14 protein-coding genes are annotated in these 18,937 nt (G+C 58.3%); 6 read left to right on the top strand and 8 right to left on the bottom strand.

The genetic code is table 11. The features are described 5' to 3' along the window. Window positions 1-1,448: 1,448 nt before the first annotated feature. From N5D20_RS18925 to N5D20_RS18910, 4 genes are all read right to left on the bottom strand, one after another. Complete coding sequence (locus N5D20_RS18925) at window positions 1,449-2,372, bottom strand: ATP-binding protein (protein ID WP_329761816.1); 924 nt, start codon at window positions 2,370-2,372, stop codon at window positions 1,449-1,451. Between the two features lie 80 nt (window positions 2,373-2,452). After that, the gene (locus N5D20_RS18920) at window positions 2,453-4,303 is read right to left on the bottom strand and encodes a hypothetical protein (RefSeq protein ID WP_049399271.1); all 1,851 of its coding nucleotides are present in this window, start codon (window positions 4,301-4,303) and stop codon (window positions 2,453-2,455) included. After that, complete coding sequence (locus N5D20_RS18915; RefSeq protein WP_017354507.1) at window positions 4,300-5,043, bottom strand: hypothetical protein; 744 nt, start codon at window positions 5,041-5,043, stop codon at window positions 4,300-4,302. The genes N5D20_RS18920 and N5D20_RS18915 overlap by 4 nt, the downstream gene beginning before the upstream one ends. Window positions 5,044-5,575: 532 nt before the next feature. Further along, on the bottom strand, window positions 5,576-5,815 hold the full coding sequence (locus N5D20_RS18910; RefSeq protein ID WP_049399270.1) for a hypothetical protein: 240 nt from the start codon (window positions 5,813-5,815) through the stop codon (window positions 5,576-5,578). Window positions 5,816-5,934: 119 nt separating this feature from the next. Between N5D20_RS18910 and N5D20_RS18905 the strand changes: the two genes are divergently transcribed. Continuing rightward, window positions 5,935-7,122: a hypothetical protein gene (locus N5D20_RS18905; RefSeq protein WP_146257381.1), complete on the top strand. Its 1,188-nt coding sequence runs from the start codon at window positions 5,935-5,937 to the stop codon at window positions 7,120-7,122. 432 nt (window positions 7,123-7,554) lie between these two features. On the opposite strand, the gene N5D20_RS18900 is transcribed toward N5D20_RS18905, so the two are convergent. Further along, a complete protein-coding gene (locus N5D20_RS18900) occupies window positions 7,555-7,800 on the bottom strand; it encodes a helix-turn-helix transcriptional regulator (RefSeq protein ID WP_017354505.1) in 246 nt (81 codons plus the stop codon). A gap of 95 nt (window positions 7,801-7,895) precedes the next feature. Here N5D20_RS18900 and N5D20_RS18895 point away from each other — a divergent pair, with 95 nt between their 5' ends. From N5D20_RS18895 to N5D20_RS18885, 3 genes are all read left to right on the top strand, one after another. Further along, window positions 7,896-8,696 (top strand): hypothetical protein, encoded by an 801-nt coding sequence (locus N5D20_RS18895; protein WP_017354504.1) that lies wholly within the window; start codon window positions 7,896-7,898, stop codon window positions 8,694-8,696. A 95-nt stretch (window positions 8,697-8,791) separates the two neighbouring features. Continuing rightward, window positions 8,792-9,226, top strand: coding sequence for an NIF family HAD-type phosphatase (locus tag N5D20_RS18890; protein WP_017354503.1), 435 nt, complete (start codon window positions 8,792-8,794; stop codon window positions 9,224-9,226). Window positions 9,227-9,321: 95 nt separating this feature from the next. Continuing rightward, window positions 9,322-9,882 carry a cyclin-dependent kinase inhibitor 3 family protein gene (locus tag N5D20_RS18885; protein ID WP_026070517.1) on the top strand — a complete coding sequence of 187 codons (561 nt, stop codon included), beginning with the start codon at window positions 9,322-9,324 and terminating at the stop codon, window positions 9,880-9,882. A 2,286-nt stretch (window positions 9,883-12,168) separates the two neighbouring features. On the opposite strand, the gene cydB is transcribed toward N5D20_RS18885, so the two are convergent. From cydB to fdhD, 3 genes are all read right to left on the bottom strand, one after another. Next, on the bottom strand, window positions 12,169-13,182 hold the full coding sequence (gene cydB / locus N5D20_RS18880) for a cytochrome d ubiquinol oxidase subunit II (protein WP_017354501.1): 1,014 nt from the start codon (window positions 13,180-13,182) through the stop codon (window positions 12,169-12,171). Between the two features lie 11 nt (window positions 13,183-13,193). Further along, window positions 13,194-14,582, bottom strand: coding sequence for a cytochrome ubiquinol oxidase subunit I (locus N5D20_RS18875; RefSeq protein WP_017354500.1), 1,389 nt, complete (start codon window positions 14,580-14,582; stop codon window positions 13,194-13,196). Between the two features lie 109 nt (window positions 14,583-14,691). Beyond that, on the bottom strand, window positions 14,692-15,552 hold the full coding sequence (fdhD, locus tag N5D20_RS18870) for a formate dehydrogenase accessory sulfurtransferase FdhD (protein ID WP_026070516.1): 861 nt from the start codon (window positions 15,550-15,552) through the stop codon (window positions 14,692-14,694). Between the two features lie 477 nt (window positions 15,553-16,029). Between fdhD and N5D20_RS18865 the strand changes: the two genes are divergently transcribed. Beyond that, window positions 16,030-18,303 (top strand): FdhF/YdeP family oxidoreductase, encoded by a 2,274-nt coding sequence (locus tag N5D20_RS18865; RefSeq protein ID WP_049399264.1) that lies wholly within the window; start codon window positions 16,030-16,032, stop codon window positions 18,301-18,303. A 31-nt stretch (window positions 18,304-18,334) separates the two neighbouring features. Continuing rightward, window positions 18,335-18,937 (top strand): radical SAM protein (locus tag N5D20_RS18860; RefSeq protein ID WP_279948135.1); only part of this gene is annotated, 603 nt, incomplete at its 3' end.

Genomic DNA, 18,937 nt, shown 5'->3' with positions numbered 1-18,937 from the left:
AGACCAGCCAGAGTCTCTGCCCGATGGCGCCATCTGGCATTGACTGGTGCATCAGCATCACGGATTGAAGGCGCCTGGCCCTGGCGTGGATTCGATTGCTGTTGTTGGCAAATGCTACGAATAAATGGGTGCCGCCCATTTCCAGGTGCAAACAGGCGGCTTCTCTATCTCGGCAGCTGAGTTGTGCGTCAGAAGTTTAGGGTGGGGCGATCGATGCCTTTGCTTAGGGTTGCGTTATCCGAACGCCACGCGCAATTCGTGTGGATGGCTCGTATCCAAAAGCGCAATGGGACTGGGCGATCTATAACGCTCCGGAAGCGCGCTCAAGTTGCCCTCATGCTCCGAGAGGAGGATGCCGTCCGCGTAGCCCTGGGCGAGCACCGCTAGTCTCACTCGTAGTCCCAATCCCGAGTTGCTCACCCGCTGCGGGCTGGAATGGCTGAATTTGCCCAGGAGCTCATCTACGAAGTTCAAATAGTTGGGGTGAATCACTCGATAGCGCCCGCCTGGCCTGGTCGCGGCGTAGCTGCTCCATCCATCCGGAGCCGGTTGATCCCGAGCTCCGGCGACTCGCTCGCCTTGAGGGCTAAAGGCCTGATCTGATCGACCTCGTCGGGAACCTCTGGCTGCATTCTGGTCAATGTAACGGAGGATTGGGCCTGAGTCGTCCTCAGAGCCCGTATGGTTTGCACGTAGTGCTGTATCTGCGCCTGCTGGTGGTGATTGTTGATCTGGGTGTGTCGTGAGCCTGTACCTTTTAGCGTTGCAGACCCTCCTGGCCTGGCGTAGCGCCAGGCCAGGAGGAAGGTCCACAAGGCTGGAAATCCTGCTGGGATCAACGTGTACCCCTGGAGTTACGATCAGCCGACTTGTACGCCTTTGCTCCGCACACCAGTTGAGGTAGGCCTGTAGATACGCCGTGGCATTGGGGTGGGGGTGTCTCTGCAAGGCGGAAGCCGACTCATTCATAAGGTCAAAGCCGCACGCACAGGTGAGCAACTTCGTGGGCGTGCCAGCGACTGTCACCGGAAATCCATTGCATCGTGGGCAACTCTGGCGCAGGCGAACGCCATGCCAGGGACACGTGGAAATCCAGGGCAGCTGATGCAGTGTGGTGTGATACCCGAGTCTGATGCAAGGAAGGCAGTACCTCAACCTGAGATGGGAGGGCAGTCTCGGGTCGTCCGTCATGAACGGATACCACGCCGCCAAGTCCCACTCGGGCGGAGTCTCGATCCCAAGGGTTGTAGAGAGTGCCTCTTGTTGTACTTGCGAGGTCGTCAGGCTCAAGAGCAGGTTGATGTTTCTGTTTGGCTTGATTCCGAGGAGTTGTGAGTACTCCGTGACCCGCCTGGCCTGGTTCAGTCGCGATAGCCTCGCGACGCAGCCAAAAGCCGATTGGTATGGAACAAGTCGGAGGTTGCCGCCGACCAGCTGAGCGCCGCTCCTCATTTGCCTACGGCCCTATTTCTTGAGCTTTCGAAGCCGGCGTATGCGCTGCGCAGGAGAGCTTCATCAATGTGCTGGGTAGTAAGCCCTTCGAAATCGTTGCGCCCAGCAGCGATCTTGGTGAGTAGGTGGTAGACAAACTGGTTGAAGGAGGCCATGAGCCAATCCTTGGGAACGGGATAGTTGCCTTGATTGGCAAGGTTCTCAATTCGTTCGCGTATCGCTTCGGTCTCCTTCTCAAGGCGCCAGCCAACGCTGTAAGCATAGGGTGCGAATGCTTCGGTGTAGGTCTTTCCTCCCTCGTCCGGCCACCTCATAACTTGGTCAAGCTGGCGAAATGCCAAGGCGACATCACATGCGTCCTGCACGTCAGCGTCCTCCGTCGGGATGTCCCAGAGAAGCCCGGTAAAAGGATGGCTGTCGACAAAGAATCGGCCATACAGATGTGGCGGCGCCAGCTGACTAAGATCGTCTGCGCCTCCAATCACGCTGTTGCTCTGGTGGATGAAGAGAAAGAACGGTTGCACTGATGATCCGAGGAAGTGGTTCTGAAGCTTTGCAAGGTGGGCGTAGTCCTTGAGCGTGAGCTGCTCAGCCGTATCGATCGCAATCACGACCACGTCGGCCGATGCTCTAGCGGCTTCCTGCTCAATTGCCCGGATGATCCTGAGGAGGAGATCCTGTGGGCTGGCTACGGTTGTTGCCCTCATGCCCAGTCCAAGGATGACCTCGCGGAAGAAGTTGCCTTCGCTAGGGGTAGTCGGTTTTCCGACGACCATCCGGAGGAATCCAATAGGAAATGGTCGCCAAGAAGTGGTGGTTTCAAGTATTCGCGTGGCAGTTGACTTCCCACACCGGCCATCGCCAATGATCCTCAGGCTCGGCCGCCCATACTCCAGGCACGTGGCGAATCCAGATGCCATTCGCAGTAAGGGGAGAGTCTGGATATTGGGGCGATGTCGCGCGTGCATTGGGTGGTTCTCAAGGCTCGCCGGGGCCTTCATCAGCGGAGCCTCGTGTTGAACGTGGCCCTGCGGATTCCCATCAGTGGAGAGCCTTGCCCCTGACTGTTGGTCGTGGAAGGTGGCTTGGGCACATCGCCAGCTGCCATGAGCGAGGCGCTGTCCCTGACGCCAGCGGCCGCCGATCGGACGGCTGCGTGATAGGCCTCAATGTTGTCGGCTAAACAGTAGTTACCGGGCTCCCGTGACGCGTCGCTCTTCGCCCAGCGTGCCGCGCGCTTCCTGATCGACAGCGTGTGGGCCACGCTCGCATATGGGGCGAGAGCGTGAAGTGTGAGTACACGCTTACCGCCTCTCCAGAGGGTCAGCTTGCGAATGTCTCGCCAGTCTTCGTAGGTTGCGTCAAATGACTGCCCAATCAGGTGCCACTGTCCAGACAGTGTTGGTGACCTGTACCTAGCGTGGTCGAGATAGACGAGGGGAGGTACACCACTCCTTCTGGAGCCTCTGATGGTCACCTTCATCCGCCTAACGGTCATGTTTCTCACGTCATCTTCGGTGCCAGGTGCATGCCACACCCACTCCCCAGATGCCAGATGCTCATCAATGATTCGCTTGGGCGACCTGGGTTCGCGAGTGGACCGGCTCGTCACATTGTGCGAGGTAACATAGGTGTCAATGAGGTCTTTCAAGACCTCCAGGAGAATGGGGTGGTCTTTCCCGTCAAGCTTTGTAGTGACTTGACGCTCATTCACTTGCGTTGCGGGAGCAAAGCCGCCGGCGATGTGGCGCAGCAGGCCATTCTCAATCTTCTTGAATAGAGCCTCGATGTAGGGGCGACCTTCGCCCATCCCGGATCGTCCAAAGTGCAGGATTCCCTTGTGATGATCAATGAGATTTCGGACTGTCATCTTGGCGTGATGGGATGAGTCGTTGTCCATTGCGATCATTGCGCTTCTCATCACTACCTCATCCACTAGGTAGATCGACGGCATCCATGCACTAGTCGAGTAGCTCAAGTTCGACGTGCTCAGATCCCTTGGTTGCCAGGGGCTCATGATCTTCGCGAACAGGCTGACTACATCGTGTTGCTCGTACTTCCGGCCAAGCACCATTTCCCAACCAAGGATGGCGCCACTCCCGACATCAACAACTGCCAGTAGCCAGATCCGACTAATCTTCTCTAGCCGGAATGAGCCGTCCGCCATCGGCATGGCCAGCCATGCGTCGATGTCGACGGAATGCTCGTCGTACTCAACTCGATCAAATGGCCGAATGCTGAGTAGGTTCTCGATTCGGGTGGAAGTAGGCTCATCCGCAGCCAAGAGCATCTCATTTTCGCTCTTTGTGCCTCGGATGCGCTTTATGAGGGAGGTCAGTGCTCGTCTTCCCTTGTCACGGATGTTGAGCGGATACATGGCCTGAAAGCCCTTCCCAGTCAGCACCTTCACGAACTGGGAATGCAGCCTGTCGAACGCGGGGCTCCTTTTGGACTGTGTTGGCAAGGCGCCCTTGAATCTTGCGACTGCATCGCCGAGTTCGGGGATCGCTTGCAGGACAGCATCTATGGCGAACGGATGTGAACTATCGGGGACGACCGAGTTGTTGCGATCTGACACGCTGAATCGCGCATAGGGAATGCAGGCTCGGTATCCGACTCGATGACCGCTCTCGTCGAAGAGCAGTGCGGTCCGGATCATTCGAGAGAGGGTATTTCGCGGCACGCCCCATCGAAGGGCTGCGTCGACCAAGGTTGCCCCATCAAGGACGCTGGTGAGTGCTGACAGGCGGGCTTGAAATTCCGACTGTTGATCAGCTGGAAGTACGATCCCATTTGGCCTTGGAGTTGCCCGGATCGACTCGAGGTCGACGGCATTGAACTTGGAACTCATGGGTCGGCCCTCCAGATCCTTGATCGCCCCGTCATTCGAGGAAATGCATCGGTCGCCAGAAATCCGACGTGAAGCAACTCAGCCACGACCCCCTGAATGTGAGTTCGAGGGTGGTGCCTGAGCTCATGGATGAGTTCATCTGCACTGATGCTGCCGCTTCGCTCGATGGTCGCGGCGATTTCCTGTCGCAACGCCAGGCTGCTCCCCAGATCCTTGGCTGACTGGCAGAACCCGAGCAGTTGGTAGCAGAGCTCATTCCTGCCGCCGGGCGCCTTGAGTTCGTCCTCCGTGATTAGCCACAAAGAGATGCCTGCATCCTTGGCTGCTGAACGAAGCCGGTCCAGCTCGCGAGGACGACGCTTGCCATCCACGCCGGGTACTGTCTGCGAATTCGGAATGACGTTTGCATAGATCTCCTGGCCTCCGCGCCTCTGAAACCAGAAATGGAGTTCCATGCTGTCAAGTCCTACCGGGATGGACCGAGGCCTCTCGGTCACGGCCGCCACTGATGGATCAAACTCCAATTGCAGTCGAAGCGCGAGTTGCAGGGGGCCGTGTACGGTAACCGTCCGGTTCTCTTTCGGGCTAAAGAAGGTGAAGATGTCCCCCCTCTTGATCTGGCCAGCGGTTAGTTCACGGGGGGCCAGCGGTCGATCCTTCCCATTGTGGAGCGGGTCGGAGGCGCGTGCAGACGCTACGCCTTGGAACGGGCTCACGGGATTGGTCGCGTGGTTGCTCATGCTGCCTCCTTGTGGATGACTGCAGTTCGCATGGTCGAGGAGTGGCGCTGCGCAATCGCGATTGAGGGATGACTCAATGCATGGTCAGCTGAGTGTTGGATCTTCATCGATCGACTTCCCGGTTGGCCTCGGAGAATGAGGCTCGGTACTGGCGGCAATGGCCAGCAGGGTCATTGGGGATTTCGGGCATGGGGTGCCGTGCCGATTGCCATACGATGGCAGTCGGAGCGCGCAGATGCCCGCTCAAGCAGCTTTGCCGCTTGACACGAAGTCGGAATTGCGGGAGCCTACATACGTTATCGTAGAGCTTCACCCCCTCTCGCTCCGGCGAGAGGCTATCGCCCCCGTTGCTGCGGGGGCGATTTCATTTCCGGGGTCGGAGATTTGATGAACTGGGGGGCTAAATGCCTCCTTTGAAGCTGGAGTTTTGGCGTCAAGCCGTTCAGGGGCGCACTGTGCGCCTAGGTGAGTTTCAGCAGATCAGAAGTGGTGCGGGCCTTTTGGCTTCGGCCTCAGCTCGCGTGCTCAGGAATTACAGCGAGTTCAGCCACTCAGCGACATCTCGCGTTTTGGCGAACAACCCCCGCCGACCTGGCAGCGGAAAGGTGCGAACCGGCAAAAGTTCACGCTGGACGGCTCGGCCGAAGGTGCGGCCGTTTGGAAAGCCAAGGTTCCGCTGGAGGTCGCTGCCGCCCATGAGCTCCCCATGCCGCTCTAGCAGCTCGCGACTGAGTTCGGTGGAGACTGCTGCTTCTGGATTCTGGATAGGCATGACGCAACTCCTAGCTACCGTTGGACCCCATCATGCACAATTGCAGCCAGTTCTAGGGGATTCTTTAGTCCCGCTTCAGAAGATCCATAAGTATGCCTCGTGGCAAGATTCCAACAGACGTGGCGCTGGTCGTCCGCAATAGCGTGTGGGCCTGCGTTGTGCGAAGGCTGCATGGCGATCGACTGACCTGGGATGATCTTGATCAGTTGCTCTTGCCTAGAGTTGGGCTCGATATACACGCGCAAGCGGCCAACGGTCGTCCCCGATCCTTCTACCGGTTCTTCAGCAAGGGGCATCATCCAGGGAAGCTACGCGGTCCTGGTGGATACTTGATTGACTCGGTGCATGGGGATCCAGCGTTCGCGGCTGCAAAGGAGGCCTTCGAGCATCCGATCTGGATGATCTGCAGCACAGAGGCTCCCACTGCGGAGCAATTGCGGGGCGTACGTCGATCACTAATGGAGCGTCTTGGGCTACTGATGCCGTCCATCACCGAACGCCTGGTGGCTTCTCATCACAATCTCCCTGGCCTCAGCAGCTATGCGCCAAGTCGGGTAGATGCCTTGGAGTCCATGTTCAACGTGGCCGAAGGTGGCTCCTTGGACGCGATAGGCCTGTGTGCGTGTAACTATCTGTTAGCTATAGACAGCGGTAGGCTCGAGACTGCAGTAGATGTCCGGGATGCACTACGCTGGGCAATTATTCGTTTTTGTGCTGTTTGGGGATTGCGCCCCGACGCATGCACGGCAATCCAGCTGTTGATGGAGCAGCGGGTGGTCAGGCTTCGTAGGGGATCGCTGTTGCCAAAGGATGTTGGGTTTCCACTTGGCAATACGGATTCCAGCGCGTTTAGTAGCAATTCGGCGAAGGGGGTATTCTTCGCAGATGACTATCCGTGCATGCTTCCGGTGACTCCTCGCACAGGTGGGGTGGATACATTCTTCGCCCGGTTTCACTCGCACTATCTTGCTTTCGTGAATGATCTGACAAGGCAAGGAGCATTCGCGCAGCTGGCTGGGACTGAGCTCGGCGGATCTTTGCCGACTCAAGATGCAATTGACGACCTGTTTCTTGGGCTGCTGGACGTGCCGGAGGATGTTTGTCACGGCGAGGTTGCAACTCTCAAGCAGTTTGCGCCAATCAGTCCGGTAGCGGCATGCGTGGCGGAAGTCCTGCCCACTTCTAGCATCGGAAGCTCGCCTTACACCCGCATCAAGCCTCTGGGCGCAGTGCTTCTGAAGTTCATGCGTTCTGTCGACATGCTGGTTGACGTTGAGCATCCGCATCCCATGGTTGATGAGCCGTGAGATGCGCCTCCAGGATCTTTCGTTACCTTGAAGTGGCGTCAACAAGGGAGAGGTATCAACGCTAGCCGCGCGGTGGAGGTCACTGTTCTTGCGGGGAGATGCGCATGCTGGTTCTGCAATGCATGCCGAGCCTTTTAAGCTATGGTCAGTACGAAGAGGTCGCCCCAAAGGGATTTCCTTGAAGCGCTGAACCTCTTATTGCGAAGGAATCGTCAGTCAAGCGCGCCGACAGGGCTTATGAATGCTTTCCCTTCTAGCTCGGATGGTGCGCTGGAGGCCACCACTTGACCAGCCAGTCCTGTGTAGCCAGAACTGGCAAGAAGCCATTTGCTCAAAGTGGTCGCATGCTCGTTGAGCGGGATAGTGGGGTGGGCACTAGGCGTGAGCCTAGTGGTACGCATCTGAAGAAGACTGAGCCTTAGCTCAGTAAAGTCAGTCTTTGAGTCGCTTCTCAAAGTCGGCAATGAGCTTGCCCAGGGATAGGCCTGTCAGGCGCGCTATGTCCCTAAGCTCCACGACGTCAACCCTGCGCTTCCCTGTCTCAACATCGCTAATGAACGACTGGCTGCGCCCCAGCTTGCTGGACACTTGTACTTGGGTAAGGCCAGCAGCCAAGCGCGCGTCTCTGACGGTCTCAATCAGGGCGGCGTATTCCTTGCGATGGATTGTCTTGGCCACGGCCGCACCCTGGTTGAGCGGCTTCAGAAGCTATATCCAGTTCTCCGATATCTAAAAACCAGATATCCTGTGCTTCTCATTGACAGGGGAAGGGCATGATCAAAGAACAACGTCGACGCGACGCAGCTGGCTGGGGCAGGCAGGGCTTGCTGCTTGCTCTGACGGTCCTAGTTGCCGCCTGCAGCGGTCCAGTAGACAGGAAGTTGGTCACTGACGGCACGCAGGAGCAATACAGAGCGTCGATTGACGCAATTGACGCCGAGCTGAGTGCCCATGAGCGGGATGCCTTCAACTGGGCCGTTGCCGGCCTTGATCTGGCTGAGCTGAACAAGGCCTACCCGAATGCATCTATAAGACAGGTGGTTAGGGGGCACATCAAGCAGATTAGGGATGCCCATCCAAAAGAAATTCTTGCTCTGCAGGAGCAGGCCAACGCGCAGCGGCCGACGATCACCGAACTAGAAAGAGTGCGTGCGAGTGGCGCAACGTTACGGATCGAGGACAGCTTCTTTGGCCCGAAGCCGGTCATTGAGGCGCGAATTGCGAATAGCTCAACTTTGGCGCTCAGCCAGGCCAGCTGGGCGGCGACGCTCTACATCAATGGCGAAGCTCAGCCCACGGCAAAGTCGCGGGTGCACAGCGACTTCCGATCGATTGATGGCCTCAAGCCGAGCCGCGGCGTCACGGCGCGCTTCAATGTTGGCTTCGTAAAAGGTGATGATGCGTGGTCGACACTGGCAATTCGACAAGCGTCTTCAACGCGAGTCGAGCTCGAACTAATTCCTCAGACGGCTTTGGACTTCAATGACAAGCCCTACATAGCTGCCAACTATAGGGAAAAGATCCAGTCTCTGGAGAATCAGCTTAAGCAAGCCGAGAAGTTCTCAGATATCTGACTCATTGGCGTTCCGCAACTGCGTCCGATGACCAAGCGCAGCGCGGAACGCTCCAGATCCAAGTGTCCAACTGCTGATGAGGATCCTAGCGCTCAATGCGACCGACCATCCTTGCTCTCGATCTCGAGGGGACGCTGATCTCAAATGCTGTCAGCCAGATTCCACGCCCAGGGCTTTATCAGTTCCTTGAGGTCGCTCATGAACTCTTCGAGCATCTGGTCATCTACACCACGGTCCCTGAGGCAGCTTTCCGCAGGATTTCGCGGCTGCTGGTCGAGGAAGGGAGCGCGCCAGGCTGGTTCGCTGAGTTGCCATATACATTCTGGGGAGGGGCAACGAAGGACCTCCGGTATGTGTCTCCGATCCTGGGTGCAGCGCTGTTGCTGGACGATCACGCGGACTACATCCATCCGGGGCAGGAGCGCTATTGGATTGAGGTCTCTTTGTTCGGCGCTCCATATGACGCGGATGACGCCGGCCTGGAAGTGGCCCTTGAGATGCTGAAGGAACGATTGGTTGTTCCGTTGTAGTTGGTGTGCTTAGTGAGTGGGTTGGCGGGTGCAGCTCTTCCAGCCAGCAGCGCCGGTTGCTGCATAGGAATGGGCTGTCGTTCAGGAGATCCGACATGATTCGAACAAGTTTGACCCACCCTTTAGCTATCGCGGAACTCCCGGTTGGCGAAAGGGGAGGGGCAATTGGTGTGACCTTCGCGCCAGGTAAGTACCAAGAAGTTGCGATGACGGGGGCATGGGCGAGAGACATCGATGTGGATGTCTCTGTGATTCAGTGTTGGGGAGCCAGCCACCTGATCACGCTACTCGAGCCGTGGGAGTTCAGTGAGTTGCGGATCGAGTGCTTGCCTCAAGTGGTTGAAGGGCAGGGCATCTCATGGCATGGCCTTCCAATCACGGATGGCGCAGCACCTGACCAGAGGTTGCTCGAACGATGGCCAGTACTGGGGTCAATGCTCGTTCGGAGTTTGCATTCGGGCCTGCGCATTGTGGTCCACTGCAAGGGTGGGCTGGGGCGAGCCGGCACTGTCGCAGCGATGCTTCTACTGCAGTCAGGGGCTGAGCGAACAGCGCAGGCTGCCATTGGCTCGGTGCGACGTGTCAGGCCGGGTGCCATCGAGACCGCTGTCCAGGAGGATTTCCTGCAGCAATGGGCACAGGGACTGCGCTCGTAGTTGCCCTTCCAGATCAAACGCGTGGCGAGCTCATCAGTCGTTCAAGGCCAGCCCTGGCTATTGGCGCCACCGATACCTACGCGATCTAGTCGACCGCTGACACCGGATTCGCTGGGTCGCGCGCCCACTAGTGGACGCGGCGCGGAGAGTATCCGCTAAAGCCTCCAGTCGCTACTTGGCTGCAGCCAGTACTGTCTGCCCAGAGGGATAAACGTCTCCATTGCCACGTCCAAGATCAACGGCTGACGCCAGCCATGGCCTGGCACGAAGCAAAAGTCAGTCGGGCCAAGTGCTCCCGATTGAACTCGGCTAACGAGCCAAGTGCATCTCCTGCTGATCTCTCGATCAAGTACCCGACGGGCGGCCTCCTCGTCCAGATCAGCTTTCAGGAACTCCGACGCAACGTTGCGCATGCCGGCCCACAGTACATACCTCTTGCGTCCCAAGCTCAGTGCATTCCACTCCGGGAGCTGGGTCGATCTCAGGCCATTGCCCAGCGTGGGAGATAGCCGATACTTGCGTAGCAGGTTGGCCAGGTATGCACGGGCTTCGCTCTCTGCGAGCGAGGTTCCCAAGGTCCGTTTGGCAGTGGACGGGCATTCGGCAGCCCATCGGGTAAGCGTACTGGTCAACCTGGCCTCCAGACTCACGTCCTGACGTGACCAAGCGGCCTGATAGGTCCATGCCAGAGGCTCATACAAGGACCTCGCCCCGGAATTGGGGGCTGCGATGGGAATGCGCTGCAGTACGCGAAGTGAGGCAAGCGTATCGAGTGCGGCTGAGGCCAAGCCCTCGGCGGCAACAGGCCCGCTTACGGTCCTTGAGCGCTCCAGTGCGCACCAGGCGCAGGCTAAGAACGGGCCGATTGAACGAACGAAATCGTCCAACTCTGGCCAATGCGAAATGAGGGTCGGTTGGGTGACAACATAGGCCACTTGTCTCTCAGATCGCTCGCCTAGCTCACCAGCATAGCAGCGAGGCGAGTCCGCGTCTATCTGATCTTCAGATATCGCCACACTGCTGTCCGTGGCTGCGCTGGAGTTGTGAGTGAAAGTCCCGTCGCTTCCTCCAGCGGTGTTCTAGGTTCTTTGGGGAGCCGTGCTATGCCGAGGAGCGCGAGTAGGCCATTGAGCATGGACGAATCAGTGGTTCAAGTTCCATGTCGCGCGGCCGATACAGCCCTGTCCAGACTCCTGGCGGGTCGTCCCGGCCACGAATCCAGTCGATGGCATCCCGTTTGCCCAGGAGCTCCGGAGCGACGTTCTAAGTACCCTGCCATGTACTCAATTCAGAAGATCATCGACCTGCTGCTGCTATTGGGCGTTCCTTCGCTGCTCTTCATTGGCGCTTACGTTCTGCGCCGCCCCAAAAGAGAGCTCAGTTGGGAGCCGGTGCTGGATCAGCGAGTTCATTGCTGGAAATGGTGCGCCTATGGCTTCATTTTTCTCTTGTATGTTCCCGGGACGACGTTGTATCGAACGTTGATTCCTACGGGTTGTGATGGACTTGTTTGCGTCCAGTTCTTCACCGCGAGTGGATACCGTATCGCCCCGAGCGAACTTCATGTTGTTCTCGTCGCAACTGCCGTTTTCGCGGGGTACTTCTTTGCGCGTGTTCGAGCTTCGTACTCACCGATTCCTACCAGGGCCCGGGGCTACGTCCTGAAGGTTGCCTATCATGGCAAGGGGGAGTACTCGCCACACTTGGAGATAGCCCGCCAAGTTCGCCGGCGTCAGCTCAGAGCGGAGCTTGCTGAAAGGCGTAGGCTTGAGCGGGAGGGCTTCCACCTATGGTTAAGATCCGTACGGCCGTGGGTTTGCACGTTGGCCAGAGGCTCTACTGTTGAGCTACTTAGCCCCATGCTGTCGGGAAGGGACCCACTCACTCTTGTCAGGTGGCTATCTCGTAGCGGCCCCATACATGATGTAGTCCTTCTTTCTAGGCGACTTCGTTGGTGTGAGGCGTTCTTCTACCACCTCACCGTGAATCATCGACTTTCCTTCAAGTCAGTTCGATCCGAAGGCATACGATTCAGGGTCGGCTGAAGGCCCCACTCATCACATCCTGTGTGTCTTAGGGCGATACACGATTCTGGGAGGCCGGGCGTATTGGCTAACTGATTGAGTCAAGTCGAGGGCCAGAGGCGGTGGCATTTGACCTTCGGCTTAGCTGAAGATAGTCCAGTGACATTCAGTTCATGAGTCGGCCGCCACCGAACCCACTCGCCCTTTCCGGGCTTTAGTTGAGCCCATTCTCCACTTCAGGCGAATGGGCGGCATATCACGCTCAATGATAGCTCGTGCTCGCACTCACCTTGCCGCGGAAAACGCGGTATGACCAGGCGGTGTAGCCCAGGATGACAGGAAGCATGACCGCCAAGCCGACCAGGCTGAAGCCAAGCGACGACACTGGCGCTGCTGCATCCCAGATCGTCAATGCCGGGGGGAGCAGGTACGGCCACATGCCGAGTACGAGGCCTAGGTAACCCAGGACAAACAACGACAGGCTCAGTAGGAAAGGGGCAAGATCATGAGTGGGGCGTTTCTCCGCGCGCCACAGCGCCACTGCCACGGCGAGCGTAAGAAGGGGGACGGGGGACAGCCACCAGAAATTCCCGTCACTGAACCAGCGAGTCATTAGTCGCAGATCAAGGAACGGCAGCCAGCTGCTCACGAGCCCCATGGCCACGATCACGGCGACCACCAGGGGGCGGGTCAGGCGCCTGGCAAGTGCGTGGGTTCGCCCCTCGGTCTTCAAGATTAGCCAGGTGCCTCCAAGCAAGGCGTAGCCGGCAACCAAGGCTGCTCCGGTAAGCATGGCAAAGGGGCTGAACCATAGGAATGGCCCGCCAGCGTAGGTGTCACCAGTCATTGGCACGCCTTGCACCACCGTGCCAAGAATCACTCCTTGAGAGAACGCGGCCAGAAGCGAGCCAAGGCCGAAAGCCACGCTCCAAAGCCTCTTGGAGCGATGGGCTTTGAACCTGAACTCAAAGGCGACCCCCCGGAAAACCAATGATACAAGCAGCAGAAGTACTGGAAGGTACAGGGCCGAAAGAAGCGCTGCATAGGCTGTTGGAAACGCTGCTAGCAATCCGGCTCCGCCGAGCACCAGCCAGGTTTCGTTGCCATCCCATATTGGGGCAGCGGTGTTCATCATCACATCGAGCTGCTCTTCATCCTCGGCAAAGGGCGCGAGAATGCCAATACCGAGTACGAAGCCGTCGAGGACGACGTACATCAGGACGCCGAAGCTGATGACGGCGAACCAGGCGATGGGCAACCAGGTCATCGAGTCCATGTCAGCGTTCCTCAGAGAGATTGATCAGCGGCCGAGATAGGCCGTGCAGGTGTGCGATCACCACCCTCTAGCGACGGACTTCCGTCTTGGGCATGTGGGCCATGTCGGAGGATCTTGACCAGATACCAGATGCCCCAACCAAATACGAACGCATATCCAGCGACATAGACCGCGAGTGAGATCGCTGTCATCCAGGCCGTTTGCGGTCCCACGGCATCAGCCGTTCGCAAAACGCCATAGACAATCCAAGGCTGGCGCCCCATCTCGGTGACAAACCAGCCGGCCACCAAAGCAACGAACCCACTTGGAAGCATCCAGTTCCAAGCGCGCAGCAGGGCCCCGGAATCGAACAGCTTACGGCGGGCCAGGGTGAAAGCAGAAAGCCAGGCGAGCAGTAGCATGAGGGTGCCTATCCCAACCATGATCCGGAATGCGAAGAACACAGGCGTGACCGGAGGTCGTTCGCTCGCCGGTACGGATGTCAGCGGTGCGAAGGTTCCATCCATGGAGTGAGTCAGGATGAGGCTGCCAACACGCGGAATCGCGATCTCAAGATCGTTCCGCTCTTCCTTCTCATTTGGTACAGCGAAGACGACCAGCGGAACTCCTTCACCTTCTTGGCCCTGATGCCAGTGAGCCTCTACCGCTGCGATCTTCATCGGCTGGTGCTTGAGGGTGTTCAGACCATGCATGTCACCCACGAAAATCTGAACAGGAACGGTAATGGCCGCAAATATCACAGCCGCCCCAAGCATCTTGCGGCCGGCTTCGACGTGCTCCTTACGCCGCAGGTACCAGGCGCCAACACCACCCACCACGAAGCAGGTTGTTATGAATGACCCTATTGCCATATGGGCCAGTCGATAGGGGAACGATGGATTGAACACAACCTCGAACCAGTCAACCGGATGGACCACTCCGTTGATCATTTCGTAGCCCGCAGGCGTATGCAACCAGCTGTTGGAGGCAAGAATCCAGAACGTTGAAAAGAGCGTTCCAAGTGCGACCATGCATGTGGAAAAGAAGTGCAGGCGTGGTGATACTCGCCCCCAGCCGAACATCATCACTCCGAGGAAACTTGCCTCCAGGAAGAAGGCTGTCAGGACCTCGTAAGTCAGTAGGGGGCCGATTACGGTTCCGGCGATCTGGCTCAAACGAGGCCAGTTTGTGCCGAACTGGAACGCCATGACGATACCGCTTACCACGCCCATGCCGAAGGACACGGCAAAGATCTTCTGCCAGAAGAAGAACAGATCCCGCCACACCGGGTTGCGGGTTCGAAGCCAGCGCCATTCCACGAAACCAAGCCAACTGGCCAAGCCAATGGTGAAGGCAGGGAAGAGCACATGGAAGCTGATGAGAAAGCCGAACTGAATTCGGGAAAGGAGGAGGGCGTCCATAACGATCCCAATAGGGGGTGGGTGGTGGCTAGCGGCTCAAGTTCCGATGGTGCCTAGCAATTTCATCGGCGGAGATCCTTGCTCATTGCACGGCAGGCGTCATCTGGCGTCATACGGCTGCTAGGTGTGCAGCTTCCAAATCGAGTAGGCGCTGGGGGTGTGAATAGATGTTGAAGCCATCCGAGCGCGCGAAACCGACAAGACAGATCCCTGCGGCCTTTGCGAGATCTATGGCTAAGGCTGTGGGTGCCGATACCGCTGCAACGATCGCCATGCCTGCATAGGCGGCCTTACTCACCATTTCGTAGCTAGCACGGCTAGATAGAAGCACGAGACCTTCGTTGGTTGAAGTCGATGAGCGCCTCATTGCACCAATGAGCTTATCTAGTGCGTTGTGCCTGCCCACGTCTTCGCGTACCACTTCGATAGCTCCGTCCGGGAGAACCCATGCTGCTGCGTGGGTTGAGCCGGCAGCCTCGTTCATTGGCTGTAGCCCTTTTAGCGAGGACAGTGCTACGCGTAGCGCCAAGGCGGAGTAGGTGGTGGGTCGGTCGATTGGCAAAGGCATTCTGAGCACTTGCTCCAGTCGACTAGCTCCACATAGCCCGCAACCGCTACGCCCGGGTAGGTTGCGGGTGGCGTCGTTGGGCATTGACACGATGGGCGCACTATCTGTGACTTCCATCGCCAGCTCAATGCCTTCCAGCGATGGCCTCACTTCAATCCGGAGAAGTTGGGAGGGATCAGAAATTGTTCCCTCCGTCATGGAAAAGCCCAGCGCAAAGTCTTCCAGATCCGTTGGGCTGGCCATCATCACCGAGAAAGGACTGTCGTTGTAGAGCATCGCGACAGGCACTTCTTCGGCAACGCTGTCCATGATTGAGCCGCGCTCGCCACCACGCCACCGAAGGGTTCTTCGATATGCGATGCCGCAGGGCTCGTTGGCAGGTACTGGGCTGGGCGCTTGCATGGAGATGAGGCCTGGCGGGGAGGGAAGCCGGTAACGATGATCTGGGCGTGCAGGGTCCCTCGGGTCGGGGACTTCTTAGTGGTTTGACAGTGCGGAGAGTATCCCAAGGCGTACACCCCGCTGCGGTCAAAATTTACAAATGTTCGCAGATGGACAGTTTGGCTGAGTTGATCCGACATTCTGTTCGAGGGGCTGTGGCCCGCCTGTCCGCTACATGTGCCTGTAGCTAGAAAACGCCCGATAAATTAGATAGTTACAATCGATGGCGGGTGGCGTGAAGACCTGTTCGTGGTGAGGGCCAGGATGAGCGCTTCGGGTCCGTTGAGGCACTCGTATCGGACACCAGTGCCTCGATTCGATCCCCGGCGTGTACGCCGGACGTCTTGTCTGGGCAGGGTGGACATACTGTCCGTGGAAGGGGAGGCCGTCGCGTGCTTAACTTTTCCCACTCCCAATTGCATGCTGCGAGTGCCTGTCATGTCAGAGCAGAAGATCCCCCGTTACAAAGCCTACGACCATCCTGCCGGTGGTTGGGGTGCCACCGGTGCAACCGCCAAGGTTCTGATGCAGCAGAGCGTCATTGCCAAGGGATCTAAAGCGCTTTTGTCGATGAATCAGCCTGGGGGATTCAAGTGCCCCAGTTGCGCTTTCCCGGATGCAGATCACACCAAGAAGCTGGAGTTCTGCGAAAACGGTGCGAAGGCCTTGGCATGGGAGGCAACCAAGCATCGCGCCACGCGTGAGTTCTTCGCGGAGCACACTGTCCAGGAGCTGATGGCGCAGTCCGACTATTGGCTGGAGATGCAGGGTCGATTGACCGAGCCGATGCGATATGACCCGGTATCCGACCATTACGTTCCTTGTAGCTGGGATGAGGCCTTCGCGCTGATCGGGCGACACCTGCAGGCCCTGTCCAGCCCGCATGAGGCTGAGTTCTACACCTCGGGGAGGACGCCGAACGAAGCCGCGTTCCTGTACTCGATCTTCGTGCGCGAGTTCGGAACCAACAACTTCCCGGACTGCTCGAACATGTGCCACGAGCCGACCAGCCGGGGGTTGCCGCCGGCAATTGGTGTCGGCAAGGGCACTATCGTGCTCGATGACTTTGAGCATGCTGAGGCCATCTTCGTCATCGGCCAGAACACAGGCACCAACTCACCACGAATGATGTCCAACTTGGTGGAGGCGCGGAAGCGTAATGCTCCAATTGTCGCGGTCAATCCTATGCCGGAACGTGCGCTGATTCGCTTTGCCGAGCCCCAGGACGTCGTGCAGATGGCCACGTTTGGCTCCACCGAGATTTCCAGTGAATTTGTACACATTCGCATCGGCGGTGACCTGGCCCTGATCAAGGGCATCATGAAGGCTATGTTCGAGCGGGAAGCGGCCGGCGAGTCTGTTCTCGATCACGAATTCCTGACCGAGCACACCGTCGGGCTGGAGGCATTGCGTGAAGAAGTGATGTCCCTGGAGTGGAGCCAGATCGTCCAAGTGTCCGGGATCAAGAAGGAGCAGATTCTGCGTTGTGCAGAGATCTACATCCGTTCCCGTGCGACCATTATCTGCTATGGCATGGGCCTGACCCAGCACCAGCAAGGATCTCGCCTTTTGCAGCAGGTTGCCAATCTGCTGATGCTGCGCGGCAACTTCGGAAAGCCCGGGGCGGGCATTGCTCCTATTCGCGGCCATTCCAACGTGCAAGGCGACCGTACCGTCGGCATTGATGAGAAGCCGACGCAACGCTACCTGGACCAAGTTCGCGACGTGTTCGGGTTCGAACCGCCGCGCGAACATGGGCACCATGTGGTTGAGTCTATTGAGGCGATGCTGGCTGGAACCGCCAAGGTCTTCATCGGCATGGGCGGGAACTTCATCCATGCTGTTCCTGATACCGAAATTGCCTACAGGGCAATGCGTGGTCTTGAGCTTACGGTTGGCATCGCCACCAAACTCAACCGTGGCCACCTAGTGCATGGCAAGGAGGCGCTGATCCTACCGGTGGTGGCGCGCTCGGAGTGGATCCATACCCCGCTGGGTGAGCAGTTTGTCACCATTGAGGATGCCATGTCGAATGTCACCGCATCCCGTGGAGTACTGGAGCCTGTGAGTGAACATGTTCTTCCGGAAGTTGAGATCGTGTGCCGCATGGCAATGGCAACACTGCCGGACAGCAAGGTCGACTGGGCAGCTTGCATGCACGATTACAACCATGTTCGTGAGCTGATCGCGGCGGTCTATCCCAGCATCTACGCAGACTTCAATGAACGGATCCAGGCGCCGCGTGGCTTCCACTTGGACATTCCGCCGCGCCGCCGTGAGTGGCCGACACCTAACGGGAAGGCCAATATTCTGGTGTTGCCGGGTCTTGAAGTGAACGACCTGGTCGAGGATCCCACTATGCTTCGGCTGGCCACGGTTCGCTCCCATGACCAGTACAACACGACAATCTACAGCTACAACGATCGCTATCGCGGTGTGTATAACGATCGAATGATCCTCTTCATGAACCTGGAAGATCGAGTAGCACGAGGGATTGGGAAGGAGGAACAGGTGAGCCTCGAGACGATCTCCAGTGATGGCGTCTGCCGGCGGGTCGATGGGTTGACTGTGCTTGACTATCCGATGCCGCGTGGCGCGATTGCGGGCTACTACCCTGAACTCAATCCACTGCTACCTCTGGATTACTTCGATCGCATCAGTGGTACCCCCGCGGCGAAGTCGATCCCGGTCAGGGTGGTCATTTCACAGTGATTGCGCCGGCATGTCGTAGGGAGGACTAAGAATGTCAGCCGAGCTCATTCGGGCGCCAGAGCCGGTAGGTGAGGGCGCACTGGCAGATCATCCCCGCCAACTCACCGACGGTTTCGGACGCAGCTTTCCGTACCTGCGCCTTTCGTTGACCGAAGCCTGCAACTTCCGTTGCAGCTACTGCCTGCCCGACGGCTACCAGGCCGATGGCCGCCCGCGCTTCCTGCAGGTGGAAGAAATCGCGCGCCTGGTGCGTGCGTTTGCCGCGCTGGGCATGAGCAAGATCCGCCTGACCGGCGGCGAGCCCAGCCTGCGCAAGGACCTGGATGAGATCATCGCCACCGTGGCGGCGGTGCCGGGCATCCGCAAGGTGGCCATCACCACCAATGGCACGTTGCTACCGCGGCGCCTGCCGGGCTGGCACCGCGCCGGCCTGACCGCGCTGAACGTGAGCATGGACAGCCTGCAGCGCGAACGTTTCAAGACCATCACCGGGCATGACCGCCTGCCGGAGATCGAACAGGGCCTGGCCCTGGCGCAGGCGCTGGGCCTGCCGGCGATCAAGCTCAATGCGGTGCTGCTGCGTGGCCTGAACGACGACGAGCTGCCGCAGTGGATGGACTACCTGCGTGACCGC

Source organism: Stenotrophomonas sp. GD03877 (assembly GCF_029840555.1).
In the GTDB taxonomy this organism is placed as follows: Bacteria; Pseudomonadota; Gammaproteobacteria; order Xanthomonadales; family Xanthomonadaceae; genus Stenotrophomonas; species Stenotrophomonas geniculata.
The sequence above is the reverse complement of the archived record's forward strand: the minus strand, read 5'-3'. Positions and strand labels throughout refer to the sequence as shown.

Bases quoted from the DNA above. Each gene is read 5' to 3' on its own strand.
- N5D20_RS18920 (WP_049399271.1), bottom strand. From the start codon at position 4,303: ATGAGTTCCAAGTTCAATGCCGTCGACCTCGAGTCGATCCGGGCAACT.
- fdhD (WP_026070516.1), bottom strand. From the start codon at position 15,552: ATGCAAGCGCCCAGCCCAGTACCTGCCAACGAGCCCTGCGGCATCGCA.
- N5D20_RS18875 (WP_017354500.1), bottom strand. From the start codon at position 14,582: ATGGACGCCCTCCTCCTTTCCCGAATTCAGTTCGGCTTTCTCATCAGC.
- N5D20_RS18915 (WP_017354507.1), bottom strand. From the start codon at position 5,043: ATGAGCAACCACGCGACCAATCCCGTGAGCCCGTTCCAAGGCGTAGCG.
- N5D20_RS18865 (WP_049399264.1), top strand. From the start codon at position 16,030: ATGTCAGAGCAGAAGATCCCCCGTTACAAAGCCTACGACCATCCTGCC.
- N5D20_RS18890 (WP_017354503.1), top strand. From the start codon at position 8,792: ATGCGACCGACCATCCTTGCTCTCGATCTCGAGGGGACGCTGATCTCA.
- cydB (WP_017354501.1), bottom strand. From the start codon at position 13,182: ATGGACTCGATGACCTGGTTGCCCATCGCCTGGTTCGCCGTCATCAGC.
- N5D20_RS18885 (WP_026070517.1), top strand. From the start codon at position 9,322: ATGATTCGAACAAGTTTGACCCACCCTTTAGCTATCGCGGAACTCCCG.
- N5D20_RS18895 (WP_017354504.1), top strand. From the start codon at position 7,896: ATGATCAAAGAACAACGTCGACGCGACGCAGCTGGCTGGGGCAGGCAG.
- N5D20_RS18910 (WP_049399270.1), bottom strand. From the start codon at position 5,815: ATGCCTATCCAGAATCCAGAAGCAGCAGTCTCCACCGAACTCAGTCGC.
- N5D20_RS18925 (WP_329761816.1), bottom strand. From the start codon at position 2,372: ATGGCATCTGGATTCGCCACGTGCCTGGAGTATGGGCGGCCGAGCCTG.